The organism is Listeria swaminathanii, assembly GCF_014229645.1.
Classification (GTDB): Bacteria; Bacillota; Bacilli; order Lactobacillales; family Listeriaceae; genus Listeria; species Listeria swaminathanii.
On record NZ_JAATOD010000001.1, the window covers coordinates 1,205,747 to 1,227,539 of the forward strand.

25 protein-coding genes are annotated in these 21,793 nt (G+C 38.1%); 4 read left to right on the forward strand and 21 right to left on the reverse strand.

The features are described 5' to 3' along the window. Positions 1-58: 58 nt before the first annotated feature. The 9 genes from HCX62_RS06030 to HCX62_RS06070 form a co-directional block, all read right to left on the reverse strand. Positions 59-661: a helix-hairpin-helix domain-containing protein gene (locus HCX62_RS06030; protein WP_185637677.1), complete on the reverse strand. Its 603-nt coding sequence runs from the start codon at positions 659-661 to the stop codon at positions 59-61. 102 nt (positions 662-763) lie between these two features. Beyond that, positions 764-1,495, reverse strand: a complete 732-nt coding sequence (locus HCX62_RS06035) for a class I SAM-dependent DNA methyltransferase (protein WP_185637679.1) — start codon at positions 1,493-1,495, stop codon at positions 764-766. Between the two features lie 56 nt (positions 1,496-1,551). Then, the gene (gene rsfS, locus HCX62_RS06040) at positions 1,552-1,908 is read right to left on the reverse strand and encodes a ribosome silencing factor (protein ID WP_185391406.1); all 357 of its coding nucleotides are present in this window, start codon (positions 1,906-1,908) and stop codon (positions 1,552-1,554) included. Between the two features lie 4 nt (positions 1,909-1,912). Further along, positions 1,913-2,488 carry a bis(5'-nucleosyl)-tetraphosphatase (symmetrical) YqeK gene (gene yqeK / locus HCX62_RS06045; RefSeq protein ID WP_185637681.1) on the reverse strand — a complete coding sequence of 192 codons (576 nt, stop codon included), beginning with the start codon at positions 2,486-2,488 and terminating at the stop codon, positions 1,913-1,915. Beyond that, a complete protein-coding gene (locus HCX62_RS06050) occupies positions 2,475-3,041 on the reverse strand; it encodes a nicotinate-nucleotide adenylyltransferase (RefSeq protein ID WP_185637683.1) in 567 nt (188 codons plus the stop codon). The genes yqeK and HCX62_RS06050 overlap by 14 nt, the downstream gene beginning before the upstream one ends. Positions 3,042-3,058: 17 nt before the next feature. Further along, entirely contained in the window at positions 3,059-3,349 is a 291-nt protein-coding gene (yhbY, locus tag HCX62_RS06055; protein WP_185391409.1) for a ribosome assembly RNA-binding protein YhbY, read from the reverse strand. Continuing rightward, positions 3,349-4,170, reverse strand: coding sequence for a shikimate dehydrogenase (gene aroE / locus HCX62_RS06060; protein ID WP_185637685.1), 822 nt, complete (start codon positions 4,168-4,170; stop codon positions 3,349-3,351). The genes yhbY and aroE overlap by 1 nt, the downstream gene beginning before the upstream one ends. 19 nt (positions 4,171-4,189) lie before the next feature. After that, a complete protein-coding gene (yqeH, locus tag HCX62_RS06065) occupies positions 4,190-5,290 on the reverse strand; it encodes a ribosome biogenesis GTPase YqeH (RefSeq protein ID WP_185637687.1) in 1,101 nt (366 codons plus the stop codon). After that, entirely contained in the window at positions 5,287-5,808 is a 522-nt protein-coding gene (locus HCX62_RS06070) for a YqeG family HAD IIIA-type phosphatase (protein ID WP_185637689.1), read from the reverse strand. The genes yqeH and HCX62_RS06070 overlap by 4 nt, the downstream gene beginning before the upstream one ends. 163 nt (positions 5,809-5,971) lie before the next feature. On the opposite strand from HCX62_RS06070, the gene HCX62_RS06075 reads away from it, so the two are divergent. Continuing rightward, a complete protein-coding gene (locus HCX62_RS06075) occupies positions 5,972-7,780 on the forward strand; it encodes a M3 family oligoendopeptidase (protein WP_185637691.1) in 1,809 nt (602 codons plus the stop codon). 34 nt (positions 7,781-7,814) lie between these two features. On the opposite strand, the gene HCX62_RS06080 is transcribed toward HCX62_RS06075, so the two are convergent. The 6 genes from HCX62_RS06080 to mltG all read right to left on the reverse strand — a co-directional run bounded on the left by HCX62_RS06080 (position 7,815) and on the right by mltG (position 12,351). Then, the gene (locus tag HCX62_RS06080) at positions 7,815-8,516 is read right to left on the reverse strand and encodes a 5'-methylthioadenosine/adenosylhomocysteine nucleosidase (RefSeq protein ID WP_185637692.1); all 702 of its coding nucleotides are present in this window, start codon (positions 8,514-8,516) and stop codon (positions 7,815-7,817) included. 49 nt (positions 8,517-8,565) lie between these two features. Continuing rightward, positions 8,566-9,198, reverse strand: a complete 633-nt coding sequence (locus tag HCX62_RS06085; RefSeq protein ID WP_185637694.1) for a YrrS family protein — start codon at positions 9,196-9,198, stop codon at positions 8,566-8,568. Between the two features lie 50 nt (positions 9,199-9,248). Next, complete coding sequence (gene greA, locus HCX62_RS06090; RefSeq protein ID WP_003722004.1) at positions 9,249-9,731, reverse strand: transcription elongation factor GreA; 483 nt, start codon at positions 9,729-9,731, stop codon at positions 9,249-9,251. Positions 9,732-9,923: 192 nt separating this feature from the next. Further along, entirely contained in the window at positions 9,924-10,553 is a 630-nt protein-coding gene (gene udk, locus HCX62_RS06095; RefSeq protein ID WP_003747779.1) for a uridine kinase, read from the reverse strand. Further along, positions 10,550-11,203 (reverse strand): O-methyltransferase, encoded by a 654-nt coding sequence (locus tag HCX62_RS06100; protein WP_185637695.1) that lies wholly within the window; start codon positions 11,201-11,203, stop codon positions 10,550-10,552. The genes udk and HCX62_RS06100 overlap by 4 nt, the downstream gene beginning before the upstream one ends. Positions 11,204-11,280: 77 nt before the next feature. Continuing rightward, positions 11,281-12,351, reverse strand: a complete 1,071-nt coding sequence (mltG, locus tag HCX62_RS06105; protein ID WP_185637697.1) for an endolytic transglycosylase MltG — start codon at positions 12,349-12,351, stop codon at positions 11,281-11,283. Between the two features lie 202 nt (positions 12,352-12,553). Here mltG and HCX62_RS06110 point away from each other — a divergent pair, with 202 nt between their 5' ends. Next, on the forward strand, positions 12,554-13,180 hold the full coding sequence (locus HCX62_RS06110; protein WP_185637699.1) for a DedA family protein: 627 nt from the start codon (positions 12,554-12,556) through the stop codon (positions 13,178-13,180). 45 nt (positions 13,181-13,225) lie between these two features. On the opposite strand, the gene HCX62_RS06115 is transcribed toward HCX62_RS06110, so the two are convergent. The 6 genes from HCX62_RS06115 to HCX62_RS06140 all read right to left on the reverse strand — a co-directional run bounded on the left by HCX62_RS06115 (position 13,226) and on the right by HCX62_RS06140 (position 19,472). Beyond that, a complete protein-coding gene (locus HCX62_RS06115) occupies positions 13,226-13,528 on the reverse strand; it encodes a DUF1292 domain-containing protein (protein WP_185575114.1) in 303 nt (100 codons plus the stop codon). Positions 13,529-13,543: 15 nt separating this feature from the next. Continuing rightward, entirely contained in the window at positions 13,544-13,960 is a 417-nt protein-coding gene (ruvX, locus tag HCX62_RS06120) for a Holliday junction resolvase RuvX (protein ID WP_003730148.1), read from the reverse strand. Continuing rightward, positions 13,957-14,229, reverse strand: a complete 273-nt coding sequence (reoM, locus tag HCX62_RS06125) for an IreB family regulatory phosphoprotein ReoM (RefSeq protein ID WP_003719797.1) — start codon at positions 14,227-14,229, stop codon at positions 13,957-13,959. Before reoM ends, ruvX begins: the two co-directional genes overlap by 4 nt. A 91-nt stretch (positions 14,230-14,320) precedes the next feature. Then, positions 14,321-16,960 (reverse strand): alanine--tRNA ligase, encoded by a 2,640-nt coding sequence (gene alaS, locus HCX62_RS06130; RefSeq protein ID WP_185637701.1) that lies wholly within the window; start codon positions 16,958-16,960, stop codon positions 14,321-14,323. Positions 16,961-17,268: 308 nt separating this feature from the next. Next, complete coding sequence (locus HCX62_RS06135; RefSeq protein WP_185637703.1) at positions 17,269-17,964, reverse strand: ABC transporter ATP-binding protein; 696 nt, start codon at positions 17,962-17,964, stop codon at positions 17,269-17,271. Between the two features lie 8 nt (positions 17,965-17,972). After that, positions 17,973-19,472, reverse strand: a complete 1,500-nt coding sequence (locus HCX62_RS06140; protein WP_185637705.1) for an ABC transporter permease — start codon at positions 19,470-19,472, stop codon at positions 17,973-17,975. Positions 19,473-19,638: 166 nt separating this feature from the next. Between HCX62_RS06140 and pieR the strand changes: the two genes are divergently transcribed. Both pieR and pieS read left to right on the forward strand, forming a co-directional pair. After that, positions 19,639-20,325 carry a two component system response regulator PieR gene (pieR, locus tag HCX62_RS06145; RefSeq protein ID WP_185637707.1) on the forward strand — a complete coding sequence of 229 codons (687 nt, stop codon included), beginning with the start codon at positions 19,639-19,641 and terminating at the stop codon, positions 20,323-20,325. Further along, positions 20,322-21,761, forward strand: coding sequence for a two component system sensor histidine kinase PieS (gene pieS, locus HCX62_RS06150; RefSeq protein ID WP_185637709.1), 1,440 nt, complete (start codon positions 20,322-20,324; stop codon positions 21,759-21,761). Before pieR ends, pieS begins: the two co-directional genes overlap by 4 nt. The last annotated feature ends 32 nt before the right edge of the window (positions 21,762-21,793 follow it).

The window sequence follows — 21,793 nt, forward strand, 5'->3', positions numbered from 1 at the left end:
TTATGATTTGATAAATATTAGTATAGGTGTTTAGAAGGAAGTTCGTCAACCACTTTTATTAATTAACATCCAAATATTCTTTTAATTTTTCTACTGTCTTTTCGCCTATGCCAGAAACATTTTTCAAATCTTCTATTGTTTGAAATAAACCTTCTTTTTCGCGATATTCAATAATGGCTGTTGCCTTTGATTCGCCAATTCCTGGCACTTGCTGTAAATCTGCTTTCGTTGCGCTGTTAATATTAATTTTTTCAGTCGTGTTGGTTGTTTCTTCTGCGTTAGCTACTGGCAGTGCAGGTCCTTCCTCTCCTTTTTCGTAAACGTAGATACTCATTTCGTCTTTTAGTTTTTCTGCTAAGTTTAATTTACTGTTGTCAGCTTCTCCTGTGAGCCCTCCTGCGATTTTTACCACATCTTGCACTCTGGCATCTACTGGTAATTTATATACACCTGGTGCTCGTACTGCGCCTTTGATGTCAATATAGATGTAGCCAGATGTCTTTATCTCTTCTTTCTCCGGTTTTTCTTCCTTAGTTACTGTTTGAGTTGCTGTGACTTCATCGCTTCCACCATCTGGAATAGCGAGATAAACTAACCCAGCGCAAAGAATAGCCACCCCGATAATGAAATAATTTTTGTGTTTTTTTAGTAGTTCCATCATGCCTATCACCGCCCTTACTAATATTATTCGCCGTACGATTACAAATTCCTCTTCTACCTCCAAGTGGAAAATGACATAAAAAAAGAAAGTAATCTCGGAAAATTACTTTCTTGCTGCGAAAAAGATTCTTTCGCTCGTATTGGTTGGTTTTTCGTGACTAAAATCAGCATAAACATCTATTTTCGTAAAACCATATTTTTTTAATAAATTTTCATAAGTAGCAATTGGATAGGTACGTTCTTTATGCAATTCGTCCACTCGGTTATACGTATCATCTTCGCCCAAAATATAAAAAGTTAGTTCATGTTCAATAGAGTGTGGATGCTCACCCGGAAATGAATTCCAAATGGTAGAAATCTCCTCATCACTGTCACCGTAAGAATAATCTTTAAAGCCTTGATCTATTTTAAAAACAGAATGGACATCAAATAAAAATAAGCCACTTGGTTCTAAATGTGCTGAAACTGCTTGGATTGTGTCCGCGAGCGCTTGTTCTGTTTCCAAATAATTAAGGGAATCACAGAAGCACGTGACAACATCAAACGTTTGACCTAATGCTAGTTTAGACATGTCTTGCTCTAAAATCGGTAAATTTATTTCCGCAGCAGCCACTTTTTCTTTTGCAACGGTTACCATTTCTTTCGACAAATCTACCCCGGTTACTTGATGGCTTAAAAAGCTTAATCGTAGCGCAAATTCTGCAGTTCCACAGGCTAAATCAAGCACTTTTTTTGGTGTATCCCCAATAAAATCAGCTGAAAATTCTACCCATTCATCATAAAGTTCAGAATCCATAAGTCTATCGTAAAAACCTGGAAAATATTCATAACTCATTATTAATTTCTCCTTAAAAAAACAGACGAGAATATTCCCGCCTGTTTTGTTTGTTATTAAGAAACAAACGCCGCAGAAACGTCCACTAGTGGCGCGTCTCCCCATAGTTTTTCTAGATTATAGTAAGAACGCTCTTCTTTGTGGAATACATGGATAATGACATCGCCTAAGTCGATTAATACCCATTGTGCCGCATCAAAGCCTTCTAAACGTTTCACATCTACTTGGTTTTCTAGAGCTTTTTCTTTTATTTCACGAGCGATTGCTTGGACTTGTTTGTCTGAATTACCGTGGCAGATAACAAAATAATCCGCGAAACTTGATAACCCCTTCATGTCTAATGCCAAAATATCCTCTGCTCTTTTATCGTCTGCTGCCTTTGCGGTCAGCATTAATGTATCGTAACTGTTCAAATTATTAATAGTCTCCTTCCAAATTTAAATTAACAAAATAATTATAGGCATCCAGTGTATCCGGAAAAACCAATTGTTGCTTTTTGATCAAGTGCGTAATGGTGTTTGATAAAGCGAATAGCATTGCTTCATCCAATGATTTAAGTGCTAGTCTACGTGCTTTATATACGCCAGGGAATGTTCTTCCTTGTTCGGTATAATCGGCTAAATAGATAAGTTTATCGAAATCAGACATCGTCGCGCTTCCTGTGGTATGCAGGCGAATAGCTTCCAGTATTTCCGTATCGGTAATACCAAATTCTTTTTCTGCCAGATAGGCACCGACTGGAGCGTGCCACAGCGAACGATGAAAGGCAAGCAAACGTGGGTCATAGCCCTCGTCTTCAATGATTTTTCGAGCTTTATCATCTTCATAGTACTTGGCATAATCGTGCAATAGCGCAGCAATTCTCGCTTTTTCCACATCCATATGATAATGTTCTGCAAGTTCTACGGCTGCTTTTTCTACGCCTAAAGTGTGTTTGAAACGAGCACTCGGCATAGCTGCTTCTACTTTTTTTAGCACTTCATTTCTTTCCATAAAGTTGATGCTCCTTTATATATGACCAAACTTTTTCTGGCAAAAAGGCTTCTGCGTGTTCGATATCATTTCTAATTTCTGTAGAAGAAATTGTCGTTTCCGGCATGTCGATTTTTACAACGTCATATGGAACTTCTGGTTGATAAAGGGGGCGATTCACCCCAACGAAGGTCACCATTTTTACTAAGTCATCTATATGATACCACTTTGGCAAATATTCTACCATGTCTCCACCGATAATAAAATAAAAATCAGTATCCGGCTGCTCGCTTATCATATCACGCATTGTATCATACGTATAGGACTTTCCTGCGCGCATGAGCTCACGTGTATCAATTTCAAAAGAATCTATACCTTCTATCATCAGTTGAAGCATTTCTACGCGTTCGTCACTGGAAGCCATACCACTAATGTGTTTATGTGGCGGAATTTTATTAGGTAGAAAAAGGATTTTTTCGAGACCAAGTTGTTTTTTCGCCTCTTCTGCCATGCGAAGGTGCGCTAAATGTGGTGGATCGAATGTTCCGCCTAAGATACCGACTTTATGTGTCATCGCAGGTTCCTCCAGAGTTACGGTAATTTAATTTGTGGCTTATTTACAGAAGTTTTATAAAGAATAATTGTTCTACCAATCACTTGGACGATATCCGCGCCGGAACGAGCACTAATTTTCTCTGCAACGGTTTGTTTATCTTCCTCACAGTTTTGTAGAATCGAAATTTTAATTAATTCTCTCACTTCTAGCGCTTCTTTTACGTGGATAATTAAGTTTGGTGATACGCTTCCTTTTCCTACTTGGAAAATGGGTTGGATATTATGTGCTTCTTTTCTTAAAAAACGTTTTTGTGTAGCTGTTAACATTAGTTTCCTCCTAATTGTTCGAGTACTGCTTCTTTCATCAGTGATCGCTCTGGTTTAATACCAGTCCATATTTCAAAGGCAAGTGCCCCTTGATTAACAAACATCGGTAAGCCGTTTTGGGTAATAGCCCCATTTTCCTTTGCTTCTTTTAGAAAAGCAGTTTCGGCTGGGTTATAAATAATATCCGAACAAATCGTTCCTTTTGATACATTTGCCAGCGAAATTGGGCTTTTGTTTTTAGAAGCTTCTAGACCGATAGAAGTCGTTTGAATGATAATGGTAAAATCAGCCAGTCCTTGTTCTGCTTGTTGCAGGGTCATGGCGTGGTGATTAGCATTATCTTTCGTCATTTCTATCGCTTTTTCTGTGGTTCGGTTGGCAACGGTTATTTTGGCGTCTGTATGACTTGTAAGCGCCAGATAAATTGCCTTGCTTGCTCCACCAGCACCGGTGATTAAAATAGAATCATCTTTTGTGATGGGGCGAATTTCTTCTAATCCTTCTAAGTAGCCTTTGCCATCTGTGTTGAATCCGTACCATTTGCCCTCTTTTCTAAGCACTGTATTAACTGCGCCGGAAGCTGCTGCAAGGTCCTCTAGTTCGTCTAAAAATGGTAGAATGCGTTCTTTAAATGGTGTGGTGATGTTAAAACCACGCACTCCAGAATCCATTAATTTTTTGATTTCTGTTTCAAAAGCGTCTTCTTCTATTAAAACAGAGTTATACTCCGCGTTCATTCCAAGTTCTTGGAAAATCCGATTTTGCATAGCTGGTGATAACGAGTGACGAATTGGATTTCCGATAACAACATATTTTTCCAAATGACAGGCCTCCTTAGTTTTAAACGAGTGATGTCCGGATTGTTGCGCTCACGCCTTCTGGAACCCAAGCAGTTACTTTTGCTCCGCCTTCTGGAATTGTCACCCAGCCAAGCCCAGAAAAGACGATATCCGCTTTTTCTTTCACAGTAAAGGAATATGGCACGAGCTTAGGTAATGTTTTCATACCTTCTTCGGTTGGCGGTTGAAGAACAAGTCCAGCTTGATTTTCATATAATGCTTCTGCTTTTTCTAATTTCGTGCGGTGAATTGGTAAATTGTTTGATACATAGACAACAAGCGATTTACGGCCACCTGAAACGTAATCCAAACGAGCAAGCGCGCCTAAGAATAAGGTTTGCTCTTCGTTTAATTGGAAAACAGCTGGTTTTATTTCTTTTTTAGGTGTAATAGCTTTTAATGTATTTGTATCAATGAAATGCGCCATTTGGTGATGGTTAATAATTCCTGGTGTGTCGACAAGAACATTGCCATCTGCTAATGGGATTTCGATTTTATCAAGTGTTGTTCCCGGGAATTGTGATGTCGTGATTACATTGTTTTCTCCAGATGCTTGTTTAATGATACGATTGATAAGTGTTGATTTACCAACATTTGTACAACCAACCACATAGACATCTTGTCCGCTTCGTAATTCATCAATTTTCTCTAAAAGAGTATCGAATCCGTGGCCTTTTTCAGCGCTGACTAAAACGACATCTGTCGCCGCTAAGCCTTGCTCTTTGGCACGGGTTCTCATCCAACGTGTTAATTTATCACGTTTTAATGATTTTGGTAACACGTCTTCTTTGTTTCCAACAAGTAATACAGGGTTGCTTCCTGCAAAACGAGGAAGTCCAGGCAACCAACTGCCATCAAAATCAAAAATATCCACTACATAGACAATTAATGCCTGCTTCGAACTAATTTGATTTAAAATGCGTAAAAAATCATCATCTGTTAGCGCAACATCTTGAATTTCATTGTAATGTTTTAGACGAAAACATCTTTTACAAATAACTTGTTCATTATCGAGGGATGATTTTGGCGCGTAGCCAATTTTGTCTGGATCTTCAGTTTGAATAATCGCCCCACAACCAATACATCTTATTTCTTCTGTCAAAGTGATTCCTCCCACTTAATTTGGTTTTTCTTCGCTAATCGTTTTAAAATAACGCTTTCCATCATTCGATTTAATTTTGTCGCCATTCCATCGGTTTGTTTCACAGGACGAACAAAAATAGTTGTTAATTTTTGACGATTTCCACCGAATATATCTGTCATAATTTGATCACCAATCATCACAGTTTCTTCTGGTGTTGCATTCAGTTCTTTTAAAGCCCAGCGGAAATTAGCGCCTAAGGGTTTTTTAGCCCGCGCTAAATAAGGGACATCGATTGCTTTTGCCACACGAGCAACTCGTTCTTCGTTATTGTTAGAAAAAATCATCACTTTGATTCCTTCTTCTTTCAATATAGTAAACCAGTTGATAACTTCATCCGTTGCATCTAGTTGATCCCATGCGAGCAGCGTATTGTCAAGATCAGTTAAAATAGTAGTCTTTCCCATTTTTCGAAGCTGCTCTGCTGTTATTCCAAATGGAGTATTCAACATTTTATCTGGTGAGAATTGCTTTAACACGTATTGGCACCTCATTCTTTTATTTAGTACAGTCTATTCTATCATACATTCAATTAGACTAATAATCTATAAATTTTACCATCTTTCTGCTTATTTTACAAAAAAAGCTTAGAAAAATGCTATAATATGAAAGGAAACGTTATTTTTTTAAGGAGGCAAACAAATGTCAAAAGATTATGCATTAACATGGGATTTAGAAAATATATATGCTGGCGGCAGCGGTTCTGAAGAATTACAGCAAACGCTTCAAGAGGTAAAAGCTGATTTAGATAGCTTTGTCGCAAATGTCGCTGAATGGGAAGTTCCTGAAAATCTGGAAGCCTCTGCAGAATTTTTACTTCTAGTTAATCAAAACGCAGATATTTCAAAAATTTTACTTACAGCAGGTTCTTTTTTAGAATGCCTTGCTTCCGCTGATATCAATGATACACGCGCAAACGAACTTTCTGCATTAATTTATCAATATGTTGCGACACTTGCAACGGCCGAAGATGAATGGCATGACAAATTTGCACAAGTTTCTGACCGTGTTTGGGACGAATTAATGCAACAAAATGGTTTATCGCAAATTAGCTTTATTTTAAGTGAAGCGCGTGCGAATCGCCGTAAAAAAGGCAGCAAAGAACAAGAAGCGGCAATTAACTCTTTAGCTGTTGATGGTTATCGTGGCTGGTCCGACCATTATGATACAATTGTTGGTAAATTACGCATGCACATTACAATCGACGGAGAAGAAAAAGACGTTTCAGCTGGGCAAGCACTAAACTTATTAAACCATCCAGATCGCGCAGTTCGTCAAGCTGTTTTCAAAGAATATACACGTGTTTGGCAAGAAGAATCTCGTTTATTCAGTGATACATTAAATCATTTATCTGGTTTCCGCTTAGCTACATATGAAATTCGTAAATGGGATAATATTCTGGATGAACCACTTGCGATTAATCGTTTAGATGAACAAACATTGAAATCCATGTGGAATGTTATCCAAACGAATAAACCTACTTTTGTTCGCTTTTTAGATCGAAAAGCAAACTTACTTGGATTGGAAAAGTTAAGTTTTTATGATGTCGAAGCCCCTCTTGTATTTTCAAGTGAACCAAAGAAATATACGTATCAAGAAGGCGCAAAATTTATCATTGAACAATTTAATAAATTTAGCCCGAAAATGGCAAACTTTGCGGAATCTGCTTTTGAAAAAGGTTGGATTGAAGCAGAAGATCGTGATAATAAACGTCCTGGTGGTTTTTGTACCGACTTCCCTGTCGAAAAAGAAAGCCGGATTTTCATGACGTATGACGGCGCTCCTGGAACGGTCGCGACACTTGCTCATGAACTTGGCCACGCTTTCCATTCGCACGTTATTCGCGACGAACCTTTCGAAAACACTGATTATGCCATGAACGTTGCAGAAACAGCTTCAACTTTTGCTGAAATGATTATTGCCGATGCTTCTGTCAAGGATGCCAAAACAAAAGAAGAAAAAATCACGTTACTTGAAGATAAAATTGGTCGTAGCATCGCATTCTTTATGAATATTCATGCGCGCTTTATTTTCGAATGTAACTTCTATGAAGCACGTAAACAAGGTGTTGTTTCAGTTGATAGACTTAATTCCTTGATGGAAGAAGCGCAACGAGAAGCTTACTTGGATGCACTTGACGAATACCATCCACAATTCTGGGCTTCTAAATTACATTTTTATATTGCTGATGTACCGTTTTATAACTTCCCGTATACATTCGGTTACTTGTTCTCGCTTGGTATTTACCATAAAGCACAAGCTGAAGGCGCTGGTTATGAAGATAAGTATATTGCACTCTTACAAGACACTGGTTCAATGACGACGGAACAACTTGCTGAAAAACATCTTGGAGTCGACTTACGTAAAGCTGATTTCTGGGAAGAAGCAGTTGCCCTTGCCGCTAAAGATGTAGAAGATTTCCTTGCTTTAACAGAAGAATACGTAAAATAAAAAAACGCTTGGAGCTAAAACTCCAAGCGTTTTTTTAAATTGTTTTTAGTAATTCGATGATGCAAGTAGCTGACTGTTTCGCAGCTAAGTGAATAAACTCATCAAAAGAAATCGTTGCTTCTTGGTTAGCTAAATCGGAAATAGCACGAATAATTAAGAATGGAATATCAAATTGATACGCAACTTGCGCGATTGCCGCCGCTTCCATTTCAACAGCTTTTACATCTGGGAAAAAAGTACGGATTATTTCATGTTGATCAGGTCGCATAATGAATGAGTCATTTGTAATTACTAGGCCATAGACCGCTTTATTTTCACTTGCAGCAAAATTTTCACGGTAAATTGTCTCTGCTTTTTTAAGAAGAACCGCATCCCCTTGGTAAAAGGCTGGCATTCTTGGTACTTGACCATACGTATAGCCAAATTCAGTTACATCAACGTCCCCGTATGCTAGGCGATCAGAAATAATAACATCCCCAACGGCTAAACCTTCTGCCATACCACCAGCTGAGCCAGTATTAATAATTACTTCTGGTTTAAAACGGTCCGCCATAAGTGTTGTTCCAAGCGCTGCATTTACTTTACCAATGCCTGATTCTAAAAGCACGACTTCTTTGCCAGAAATTTCGCCGACGTAAAATTTAGCGCCACCGATAACAATTTCTTCTACGCTTGGCATGGTATTTTTTAAAAGTTCCACTTCTTCTTCCATTGCTCCGATAATACCAATTGTCATTATGTAACCTCCAAAAAAGCACAGTCGTTAACAGCTAACTTCTGTGCTTTTATCTTTTGTCGTTTGTTTTAAGTTCTTCTACTTTGGTTGGTTGCCATCCTTCACCGTCAACCCATGTGATATAAACACGATATGCTTTATCCGGGTCTTCTTTAGTAGAAAGTGTTCCAATAGCCTGCGTCGCTGGATCCGCCCCTTGCTCTACGAACCAAAGAGATGTGTTCGAGATTGGGATATCCGTTGCTGCTGAAAAAGCTTTCCGTTTTTCTTGCCAATCTACACTTGTGGAACTGTAAGAATTCACATGATCACCGGTTTGTTCGGTACCAATTGGTTTCCAGTCTTTGGTAATAACTTTCGCCACATTAGGATCATCGCTTTCAGTCGTTTCCGTTGTTTTTTCATCGGAAGAGTCTTTTTCTTTTTCGGATGATTTATCTGATTTAGCGGCATCTTCTTTTTTTGAATTGGAAGATGCCGTTTTGTTTTCTTGTTGTGCGGGGTCACTCTCTGTTTTAAACAGCACAAAATATAAACTACCAATGATAAGTAAGCTTACCACGATAATTAAAACATTTAAGACTAAATTCGTCTTTTTTCGTTTTGTATTTTGTTGTGAACGAGATCCTTCGACCAAATTTTGTTTAATGCGACGGTTATTTGATTGTCGTTTGTCTGCCATTTGCATTCACCACCTTATAAGTAACCGCTGTACAAAAACACCAGATAAAATTAAGATGCTGTGATTTTTTCGATTTTAACGCTCATGTCACCAGCTGGTGTTTGGATAGTTACTTCTTCCCCTTCTTTATGGCCAAGTAAACCTTTGGCAATTGGAGAATCATTGGAAATTTTACCTTCAAACGGATCTGCTTCTGCGCTACCTACGATTGTGTAAGTTTCTTCTTCGCCGTCTGGTAATTCGATGAAAGTAACTGTGTTTCCTAGTGTTACTAAACCATTATGCGCTTCTGCAGCATCAATGATTTGTGCGTTACGAATCATATTTTCAATCGTAGTGATACGACCTTCAACAAATGCTTGTTCGTCTTTTGCGGAATCATACTCGGAGTTCTCAGATAAATCACCAAAACTACGGGCAATTTTAATCCGTTCTACTACTTCTTTCCGTTTTACTGTTTTAAGTTCTTGTAATTCATTTTCTAACTTTGCTTTCCCATCTAGGGTCATTGGAAATACTTTTTCTGTCGCCAATCGATTTCGCTCCTTTTGTTTGTTCATTATTGTATAGAAAAGCACGGAGATATCGCTCCGCACCTTCATCAAAAATATTACTACTCGTGTGAAAGATTAACATGCCACGCTAGAAATAGCAAGCAATTGTCTCTCTTTTTACTAGGAAAATTTTACCTTAATTTTCTCTATTTGACAAGTGATACCTGTTGTTTATACATGTTTTTGCAAGATTGATTCAATTTTTGTTGTCATTAAATCGATTGCTACGTGGTTCTCGCCGCCTTCTGGAATGATAATATCGGCAAATTTTTTCGTTGGCTCAATGAATTCATTATGCATCGGTTTAACGACGGAAAGGTATTGCTCGATTACAGAATCCATCGTCCGGCCACGTTCTTTCATATCACGTAACAGCCGACGAATAAAACGAATATCGTCATCTGTATCGACATACACTTTGATATCCATTAAGTCTCTAAGTCGTTTATCTTCTAAAATTAAAATACCTTCTAAAATGATTACTTCCCGTGGTTCTTGGATTTCTACTTCTTCTTTTCGTGTATATTTGGCATAGTCGTAAATTGGTTTTTCGATTGTTTCATAACGACGTAGCGCCGCAATATGCGAAATAAGTAAATCAGTATCAAAGGCTAACGGATGATCATAGTTCACTTTTAATCTATCTTCAAAACTAATGTTTGCTTGGTCGTGATAATAGACGTCTTGGGCAATCATCAAAATCGAGTGACCGCTAAAATGGTCGCAAATCGCTTTTGTTACGCTAGTCTTTCCTGAACCTGAACCGCCAGTTACGCCGACTACGATTGGTTTTTTTGTCATGATACGCCTCCAGTTTTCTTTCTTTTGGAAATAGATAAGCCGTCCCCGAGTGGAATGGTAGTTGTGTCAAAATCAGGATGTGTTACTAAGAAATCATTAAAATGGCGCATTTTTCTAGCAACACGTAATTTGCGTTGTTTTTCTGGTGACATATCCAGCGCTAATCCTTTGAAAAGAACATTATCACTGTAAATAACCCCATTTTCAGCTAAAGAATCGGTATAAATATGGAAAAATTTCTCGTATTGCGCTTTGGCTGCGTCAATAAAAATCGCGTCAAACGGACCGTATGCCAAAATTTCTTCTGCGCCTTCAATAGCATCTGTTAAGAGTGGTTTTACTCTGTCAGCAGCTCCGTAACGTTGAATATTATGTACGGCTTGTTTGTATCGTTCTTCATCGCGTTCAACAGTAATAATTTCTACATCTGGAAGTTTATCTGCCATTTTTAAAGCAGAATAACCAATTGCTGTTCCGAGTTCTAATATCCGCTTTGGCTTTTGAATATCCAAAATCTGTAATAAGCAATATAAAGAATCTGGCTCCATAATGGGCACTTCATTTTCCGCAGCATAGGCCTCTAGCTCTTCAAAAAAAGGCGTGCTCTTAGGAATATGTTTTAATAAATAATCATGAATAATATCATTCACTGCTAGGATCCCCTATCTTTTAACAAACAAAGCACCTGCCAAAAACATGCGAAACATGCTTCTGACAAGTGGTTGTTTTAATTATTTTTCGTAATATGCTCTTCTTTTAGTTTATTATGCTCTTCTAATGTTTTGGAGAAATAAACTTTGCCTGTTTTCGTGTTGGCTAAGAAGTACAAGTAGTCACTTTTTTCTGGGTAAAGAGCAGCTTCCATAGAAGTATCGCCACTATTGGAAATGGGACCTGGTGGTAAGCCGTTGTTTTTGTATGTGTTATATGGCGATTCTACTTCTAAATCTTTATAGGTTGTTTTACTTTTGTGTTCACCAAGCGCATAAAGAACGGTTGGATCAGTTTGCAAGCGCATATCTTTTGCTAAACGATTATAAAAAACGCTAGCAATCATTTTGCGGTCTACGTTTTCTGTTGCTTCTTTTTCGATAATAGAAGACATCGTTAAGAATTTGTGTACCGACATTTTTTGTTTGGTTAATTCATCGCGGTATTTAGCAACATTCACATCTGTCGCTTTGACCATTTCAGTAATGATTTCTTCAGCAGATACATCGGTTCCTTTGAATGTATACGTGGCTGGGTATAGATAACCTTCTAATGGATGTTTAATAGATTTATTTAAAACATCATTGGTTACTGTGTCTGGATATGCTTTAATCATGGACGCAACAAATGTCGGGTCATCCATTGTTTTAAGCACATCAGCTTTTTTAAGTTTTGGTTGGTAAGCAACGATTCTATCTGCAATTTGATCCAGTGTATAACCCTCTGGAACGACTAATTTCGCAGGTGCAACCGTCTTACCTTCTTGCATTTTCTTAACGATTTGATCCGTGTTCATCGCTGGGCTTAATTCGTAATTTCCAGCTTTTAAATTCGTATCATTATTGTATTTTACATAAAACGAGAAAATAGAAGCGTTGTTAATTACTTTTTTGTCTTCTAAAATAGTAGAAATATCAGAAATACTAGAGCCAGCTGGGATTTCTACGGTGATTTTCTCTTTGCTTGCTTCATTTTTGGGTTCCAGTTGCGATTTTACATAATAATAGCCTGAAAAAGTTGCAATCACTAGAATTAAAATAATAATAGAAATAATAATTGTAATTTTCTTACCTTTTGTATTCTTCATTATAGACCTCATTTCATTGAAAACAATTCTAATCTATTATACCGATTATCTAAAAAAAATGCTATTCAATACGGAAAATTTTCTTAAAAAGTGACGTTTTTATTTTTTTTCGGTATAATAAGTAACGTGATTTAACGAACAAGACAGAATCAGTCAAAGACTTGCTTCTGCCAATTAATTAAATATTGAAGGAGTCTTTTGGATGTTACATACTTTAATACAAAGTTTACAAGATTTCACGATGTGGTTAGTCGATTCGCTTGGCCACTGGGGTATTTTCCTTGGAATGCTGATTGAAAGTGTTTGTATTCCACTCCCAAGTGAAGTGATTATGCTATTCGGTGGATTTATGGCTGAGGCTGGAAAACTCAACTTTTGGCTTGTTGTATTTGCTGGTATTTCCGGGAACTTGGTAGGCTCGCTAATTGCCTATTACATCGGGAAATTCGGCGGTAGAGTATTCGTATTAAAATTCGGGAAATATATTTTCTTGAACGTAAAACATCTCGATAAAGCAGAACTTTGGTTTGGTCGTTACGGCGCTCGAGCGGTATTCTTCGGCCGTGTCCTACCAGTTATCCGCACATTTATTTCTTTACCAGCTGGTATCGCAAAAATGAATGTCTGGAAATTTATTGTCTATACGATTTTAGGTTGTATTCCGTGGAACATTTTTCTTACATGGCTTGGTTATTCTTTAGGTTCCAATTGGAGCGTTGTCGAAAAGTATACTCGTCCAATTAGCTATTTAATGCTTGCCTTAGTCATTGCGATTGTGGTCTATCTTGCTTATAAAGTATGGAATAAACGCGCTAGAAATGCAAAATAAAAAGCATGTCTTGACAGTTTTTGTCAGGACATGCTTTTTTAATTTTTATTCTTCGTCTTCGTCAGCTAGGAATGTAGCAAGGATTTCTTCAATCATATCCCATTCTTCGTCTGTTTCAACAGGTTTAAGTTCGCCTTGTTTGCCTTCTTCATGTTGGATATAACTAGATGCAAGAATCTCGATTTCTTCGTCTTCGCCTTTTCCAGCTGGGAAATATAAAACGTAAGATTTGTCAAAGTCTTCGGAATCGAAGTCAAAAAGAATTTCGTATGCTTCTTCTTTTCCTTCTTCGTTTGTGATCCAAATAATATTTTCTTCTTCATGATTATGGTTATGTTCTTCTGCCATTAAATTCACCTCAAATTAATTAGTAGTGTCCAAATAGGACTGTAAAATCATTACTGCAGCTAACTTATCAATTACTTCTTTTCGTTTTTTACGCGAAACGTCTGCTTCGATCAAAGTTCTTTCAGCGGCAGAAGTGGTTAAGCGTTCATCCCAAAGTACAACCGGCAAACCGATTCTTGCTTCAAGTACTTCAGCATATATTTTAGAACTTTCAGCACGAGGTCCTATGGTATTATTCATATTCTTAGGAAGACCAACTACGACTTTTTCCACTTCGTATTCGAGCACAAGCTCTTTTACGCGGTCATAGCCGAATTGCTTTCTATTCTCGTCAATCTGAATTGTTTCTACACCTTGCGCGGTCCAACCGAGTGGATCGCTTATCGCTACGCCGACTGTTTTTGAGCCGACATCTAAGCCCATTATTCTCATTTCTCACCAATTTCGTTATTTTTCAGATACGCTTTGACAAGTTCCTCGATAATTTCATCTCGTTCTAAACGACGTATCATACTTCTAGCATCCTTGTGACGCGGAATATAAGCAGGATCGCCTGAAAGTAAATAGCCAACGATTTGATTTACGGGGTTATAGCCTTTTTCTTCAAGAGCAACGTAGACTTGTTTCATTAATTTTTTTACATCTTCCTCAATTGAATCATCGCCGAAGTTGTAAAACATTGTTTGATCTTTTGAATCCATAATCGAAGCACCTCATTCCTTCATGTATCTCTTTTCATTTTACACTATGTGAACAAAAATAACAAAGAAAAATGAGGCGCTTTGATGAAATTTATGCTTGTTGTTCTTTTACCCATGTGGAAACGTAATCAAGGGCCGTGCCTAGTTCTGCTGGATTTTTACCGCCAGCTTGCGCCATATCAGGACGTCCGCCGCCGTTTCCGCCGCATCGTGTTGCGACTTCTTTAAGTAATTTACCTGCATGGTAGCCGGCTTTGATTGCATCTTCGGAAACTGCAGAGATTAAGTTTACTTTATCGCCTTGAACAGCTCCTAGAACAAGAATTCCGCCAATTTTTTTATCTTTCCAGTTATCGACAAACTGACGTAATTGGTTCATATCTTTTGCATTTACTTGTTTTGCAATCACTTTGACCCCGCCGATTTCTTCTGGTGATTCAAAAATATCAGCACTTGCTGCACTTGCTAATTTGCTTAATAAGGATTCGTTTTCACGTTTCACTTCACGTAAATCAGCTTGTAGTTGTTCTACTTTTTGTGGTGTTTCTTTTGTTGTTGTTTTTAGTAGGCTAGCTGCGTGTTTTAATGTATTTTCTTGTTCTGTAACAAAACGATATGCTTCTTTGCCTGTGACAGCTTCAATACGTCTAGTTCCCGCTCCGATACCTGTTTCGGATACGATTTTAAATAGGCCGATATCTGCAGTATTGCGCACGTGGACACCACCACAAAGCTCAATACTATATTTACCTACTTGAACGACACGAACAACATCGCCGTATTTTTCGCCAAATAATGCCATAGCGCCAAGTTCTTTTGCTTCTGCAATTGGCATTTCTTCAATTACAACATTGATTTGTTCCCAGATTTTTTCATTGACGATTTCTTCCATTTTCGTTAATTCTTCTTCGGTGATTTGACCGAAGTGAGAGAAGTCAAAACGTAAGCGGTCTGGAGAAACAAGTGAGCCGGCTTGGTTAACGTGTTCACCTAATGTGTCTTTTAATGCACGGTGTAACAGATGGGTTGCTGTATGGTTCTTGATTGTTTCACGACGTTTTACTTTGTCGACAGCAAGTTTCACTGTATCGCCTGTTTTTAATACGCCTTCTTTTACGGAAATTCGGTGCAAGTTTTGTTTGTTTGGTGCTTTTTGAACGTCTTCTACATAAGCAAGACCAGTCTCGCTTTCGATTGTTCCTTTGTCCGCTACTTGTCCGCCGCTTTCTGCATAAAATGGTGTTTCTTTGAAGATAACTTGTGCTTCGTCTCCAGCTGCTACTTCGTCAACAAGCGTGTCATTTTGGATTAAATACAAGATTTCAGAAACATGTTCTGTTGTATTATAACCAACGAATTCACTTTTCTCTGTTAAATTAGCAAGTAGTTCTCCTTGGACTTGCATGGATTTAACGTCTGCTCTTGCAGAACGAGCACGGTCACGTTGTTCTTTCATTTCTGCTTCAAAACCAGCGTGATCGACTTTTAAACCATGATCTTCTGCGTATTCTTCTGTTAATTCCACAGGGAAACCGAATGTATCATATAATTTGAAAATGTCTGCGCCTTTGATCACTTGTTCGTTTGTATCTTTGGCGTTTTTAAGGATAGTTTCCAAAATTGATAGGCCTTCGTTTAATGTTTCATGGAAGCGTTCTTCTTCTGTACGAATAACTTTTTGGATAAAGTCTGTTTGGTTTTCTACTTCTGGGTAGAAACTATTCATGATTTTCCCAACAACTGGTACTAATTTGTACATGAATGGTTCGTTGATTGTTAAGACTTTTGCATATCGAACAGCACGGCGAAGTAAACGACGTAAAATGTATCCGCGTCCTTCGTTTGATGGTAGCGCTCCGTCACCAATTGCAAAAGCAACGGTACGAATGTGGTCAGCGATTACTTTGAATGCCACATCATTTTCTTGTTTTTGACCATATTTCACGCCAGCAATTTGTTCTACTTCACGAATAATTGGCATAAACAAGTCTGTTTCAAAGTTCGTTGGTGCGTCTTGGATGATAGAAACCATCCGTTCTAGGCCCATCCCTGTATCAATATTTTGTTTAGGAAGTGGTGTGTAAGTACCGTCTGGATTATGGTTAAACTGTGAAAATACTAAGTTCCAAATTTCTAAATAACGCTCATTTTCTCCACCAGGATAAAGTTCAGGATCGCTAGCGTCATCGCCAAAAGAAGGTCCGCGGTCGTAGAAAATTTCGCTATCCGGGCCACTTGGTCCAATACCGATATCCCAGAAATTATCTTCAATTTCGACAATGTGATCGTCACTTAAACCAATTTTTTCGCGCCATAATGTTTTTGCTTCTTCGTCTTCTGGATAAACAGTCACATATAATTTATCAGGATCAAAGCCAATCCATTTAGGGCTTGTTAGGAATTCCCAAGCGAACAAGATTGCGCCTTCTTTAAAATAATCGCCAATCGAAAAGTTTCCTAGCATTTCAAAGAATGTATGGTGCCGCGCTGTTTTACCAACGTTTTCAATGTCGTTTGTACGAATGGATTTTTGTGCGTTAGCCATTCTTGGGTTGTCTGGAATAACCGAACCGTCGAAGTATTTTTTCATTGTTGCTACTCCGCTGTTAATCCAAAGAATGGTTGGGTCGTTATTTGGTACAAGTGGTGCGCTAGGTTCGATGGTATGCTCTTTTTCTTTAAAGAAATCTAAAAATAACTGTCTTACTTCTGCGCTTGATAATTGTTTCATTTTTCATTTCCTCCTTTTGGTTTTTACAACAAAAAAAGCCTATATGATTGCTCACAGGGACGATTTTGGTGAAATCGCGGTACCACCCTGCTTGCAATGATATAGACTTTGTATCATTACCTCTTCAGTTATCTGTTAACGTGGATAAGACGGATCATCTAATGGGAGAGCAACTTTGGTGCAAGCGTGGTTTTCCTTCCAGCCAAGGGAAAACTCTCTAATCACGTGGAAACCAAAATCATATTCCTATCATGTATCAAATATTTATTCAACAATAAACTAAATTATAAAGAACGGATGGCTAAATGTCAACTGTTTATTAGACTATTCGTTGATTGTTTCTTTTCTACAAAGCTGCCGTTTTTAAGTGTTAGTTTTACATCGGATACTTTCGCAATTTCTGGGTCGTGCGTTACCATAATAACGCATTTCCCTTCTTTGTGGGCTAAATCTTGGAATAAGGTAACGACTTCTTTACTGGTACGCTCATCTAAGTTCCCGGTTGGTTCATCGGCAACGATTAATTCTGTTTCACAGCAGAGTGCTCGAGCTATTGAAACACGCTGTTGTTGACCACCGCTTAGTGTGAGAACTTTTTGGCGTGCCATTTCTTCTGTAATACCGACTTTTTCTAGCATACTTAACGCAAAAGCTTTTTTATCCGGCTGATTAACATGCGTTATTTCCATTGCTGTTGTAACGTTTTGAAGAGCTGTCATGTACGTTAATAAATTGTAGCTTTGGAATACAATCGAAACATATTTATTTCTAAATTGTTGTAAACCGATGCTTTTTAGCGAACTACCTTTATAGTAGATGTCGCCTTCTTTTTGGGTATCTAGCCCACCTGCAAGGGATAAGAAAGTAGTTTTCCCTGAACCAGAGCTACCTACTACCGTGTAAAAAACACCAGCTTCAAAATCATAATTAATATCACTTAAAATGGACTCATCTTTCGTTTTATACCAATAAGAAATATTTTCAAACGTCAATACTTTGGTCATATCGTCACCTACTCCTGTTTAGTTAGAATTGTTTTTGGATTCATACGAAGAACGAGTGCTGCTGGTAAAAGAACTGAGATAAAGGCGATGCCAATTCCAATTCCACCCATTTTCAGCATATCTTCTAATGTTACTTGAATGTCTAGTTCTTTGATTTGCTCGGTATTTTTCGTCAAGTTACTTACGCTGCCTGCGAATCCGCCTGGACCACCTTGGCCACTACCGCCTGGTCCACGATTTTCTGTCGTACTCGTTTCAGTTGTGGATGAATTTTGTTGTTCTAGTAATTGATTTCCCGCTAATTGTGCAACATAATGACTACTTGCCGCAGCTAAGCCAAAGGAAATCAGCGCTACGATTAAAATTTCTACAAAGAATTGGGCAATTAATTTGCCACGTTTTTCACCGATAGCAAGAAGTACACCCATTTCGTATTTACGGTCACGCACTTGCATCATTACAAGTAAACCTAAGATTAGTGCACCAGCAATGCTGACGATATAAACCACATTTTTAGAGAACGATGCTACGCTGTCGATTGGTCCGATCATTTGTTGGTAAAGTGTGTCATTCGCATCTAATTTAAATGTATCCCAATCGATGCTATCCACTTTTTTCGCTTCTTTTTCAAAAGCAGAAATGTTCGCTGCGTCATCCATTGTATAAACTGCGGAATCTACAGTGTTTTTATAATCAGAGCCTTTAATTGTATTGGCTACTGTATAAGGAACGTATACTTTATTATAAGGATTTAGGAAAGAGAAGTTTTGTGCCATATCACTTCCTGAATCAGTTGTTTTATAAATACCAACAATTTTCAATGTTACTTTTGTATTGCCATCACTGGAAGTAACGGTGAACGAGTCGCCCACTTTCCAATCATTTTGTTCAGCTAAATTTTCTTCTACCATTGCGACATTTTTATCTTTGTCAGCGGAAGTAATTGCCACGCCGCTAGTTAATTCGCTTGTTCCTGCGTCAAAATCAGTGCTCGTTGCGGAATCAAGTAAACCACTAATGCTTAAATCGGCATCAACCATTTGCGGTCCGCCTTGGCCACCACCTGGTCCTTGTGTTTCGGTTGTAGTGGATGAATCATCGCTTGAAGATGAAGTATCGCCGGAAGATTCAATTGGATCAAAGCCAGATGCTAAGGCTTGTGTACTGGAATAATAATTATAACTTGCTACATGGTCTAGTTCGGCCAAATCATTGGCATCACTCACATCGATTGGGCTGCTTTCAAATTGCGGCTTTGTTTCAGTAGAGCTACTTTCACTGCTTGTAGCCTCATCTCGCATCGCCTGCATTTGTTTTTCCCTGTCAACGGTAAGTGTTACGGTGCCACCAAGTTGTTCTCTTGCTAGCTCGCTTGCTTTATCTGCAGCGGATTGAATAGTAAAGCCTGATAAAATAAGTACACAGACTACTGTGAAAATAATTAGTTGTAAAACAGATCTTCCTTTTCTTGCTTTCATGCTGAGCCATGCCCTCTTAAAAAAATTCATGTGTTTTCCTCCATTCGGTTTCTACTCCACTAAGATTACTGGGGAGTTATGAAGAAAGTATGAACAAACTATGATGCATATTTTAAACTTTCGCGAAAAAAATAATTTGGCTTGATTATTGCGTCTAATTAGGCTAATTTTAATGTAAGAGGAGTGAGTACAGAATATGAAATTACTTAGGATAGAAGATAATGTAAGTGTTTGTGAAATGATAGAAATGTTCTTTATGAAAGAAGAAATTGACGCAACGTTTGTTCATGACGGCAAACTCGGTTATGAAACGTTCTTTAAAGATGATTATGATATTGCGATTATCGACTTAATGCTTCCAAATATGGACGGAATGACCATTTGTCGTAAAATCCGCGAAGTAAGCGATGTTCCGATTATTATATTAACAGCAAAAGAATCAGAATCAGATCAAGTGCTTGGTCTTGAAATGGGTGCGGATGATTATGTAACAAAACCATTTAGCCCACTGACCTTAATGGCTAGAATTAAAGCTGTAACGCGTCGCAAAAATAGCGCGACTCCTGCAGAAAACAATGAAGATATTCTAGAAACGACGTATTTCAAAATTAGTAAACGGACGCGCGAAATTTTCTATCAAGACGAGTTGCTTGATGCGCTAACTCCAAAAGAATTTGATTTACTTTATTTCTTAATGCAACATCCGCGACAAGTTTTTTCAAGAGAGCAGTTATTAGAACAAGTTTGGGGTTACCAATTTTACGGGGATGAGCGTACGGTGGATGTTCATATCAAACGTTTACGCCAAAAAATCGCCACGGAAACAAAGCCGTTTTTACACACTGTTTGGGGTGTCGGCTACAAATTTGATGAAACGGAATGAAGCGAATGAAATTTAAATACGCCTATCAACTATTTTTCACGCAATTTATCATTTTGCTCATTGCTTGTATTATGATTGGACTGCTTGTCTCCCACTCATTAAAAGATTATTTTTACCAAAGCCAAGTAAATGACTTAACGAGTTACGGGGAAACAATTTCGATGGATATTCGTCACTCACCGCAAGATGCGACCCTTCAAGTTTTGAATACGTATCAACGAACACTAGACGTGAAAAAAATCCATTATACGATCAAAAACGCGAACGACGAAACGATTTATCCAACCCAGATGAATCAGCCCTTACCAAAGGACTTCTCTATTTCAGCTGATGATAAGAAAAAATTAGAAAGCGGCGAAACGGTTAGCAAAAAGATTGATAATCGTTTTAATAAAGAAATGACGATTGTGTACGTTCCGATTATGGACGGGGACAAATTCGTTGGTTCGATTGTGTTAAATTCGCCGATTAGTGGCACACAGCAAGTTATTGGTACAATTAATCGTTACATGTTTTACACTATTTTGCTTTCCATCACTGTGGCACTTATTCTTAGCGCGATTTTATCCAAACTGCAAGTCAATCGGATTAATAAGCTGCGTGCTGCAACGAAAGATGTTATTCAAGGCAATTACAAAGCCAGACTAAAAGAAAATAACTTCGATGAAATTGGCGCTCTTGCTATCGATTTCAATAAAATGACGCAAACACTCGAAACGTCCCAAGAAGAAATTGAACGTCAGGAAAAACGGCGTCGTCAATTTATCGCGGATGTTTCTCATGAAATGCGCACCCCGCTTACAACGATTAGCGGTCTCACAGAAGGATTAGTCAATGACATAATTCCGAAAAGCGAAACCGACCGTTGTATTGCACTCATCGATACAGAAGCTAGACGTCTCACAAAATTAGTCAACGAAAATTTAGATTATGAAAAAATCCGTAGCAATAAAATTAAACTGCAAAAAACACGCTTTAACGGCAAAGAATTCCTTGAGTTAATTAAAGATCAACTTGATTACGTAGCGAGCGAAAAAGGTAATACGATTACCGTTGCGATTGATAAAGATATGGCTATTTACGCAGACTATGATCGCTTGACGCAAGTATTAATCAATATCGTTAAAAACAGCGTACAATTTACGGATAATGGCCAAATTACATTGACTGGTACGCAAGATTATAAAGAATCTGTATTAACAATTACCGATACCGGCATTGGGATGAATACAGAGGAATTAGAACAAATTTGGGAAAGGTTTTTCAAAGCGGATATGTCGCGGACGAATACAGCTTTTGGGGAGTCTGGTATAGGACTTTCGATTGTGAAGCAGTTGATTGAATATCACGATGGGACGATTACCGTAACTAGTGAGCCAAATAAAGGGACAACCTTCACTATTCGCCTTCCTTTTTTCCAAGATAATGAACAATAAAAAAAGAGCCGCCTTCTATTTATTTAGAAAGC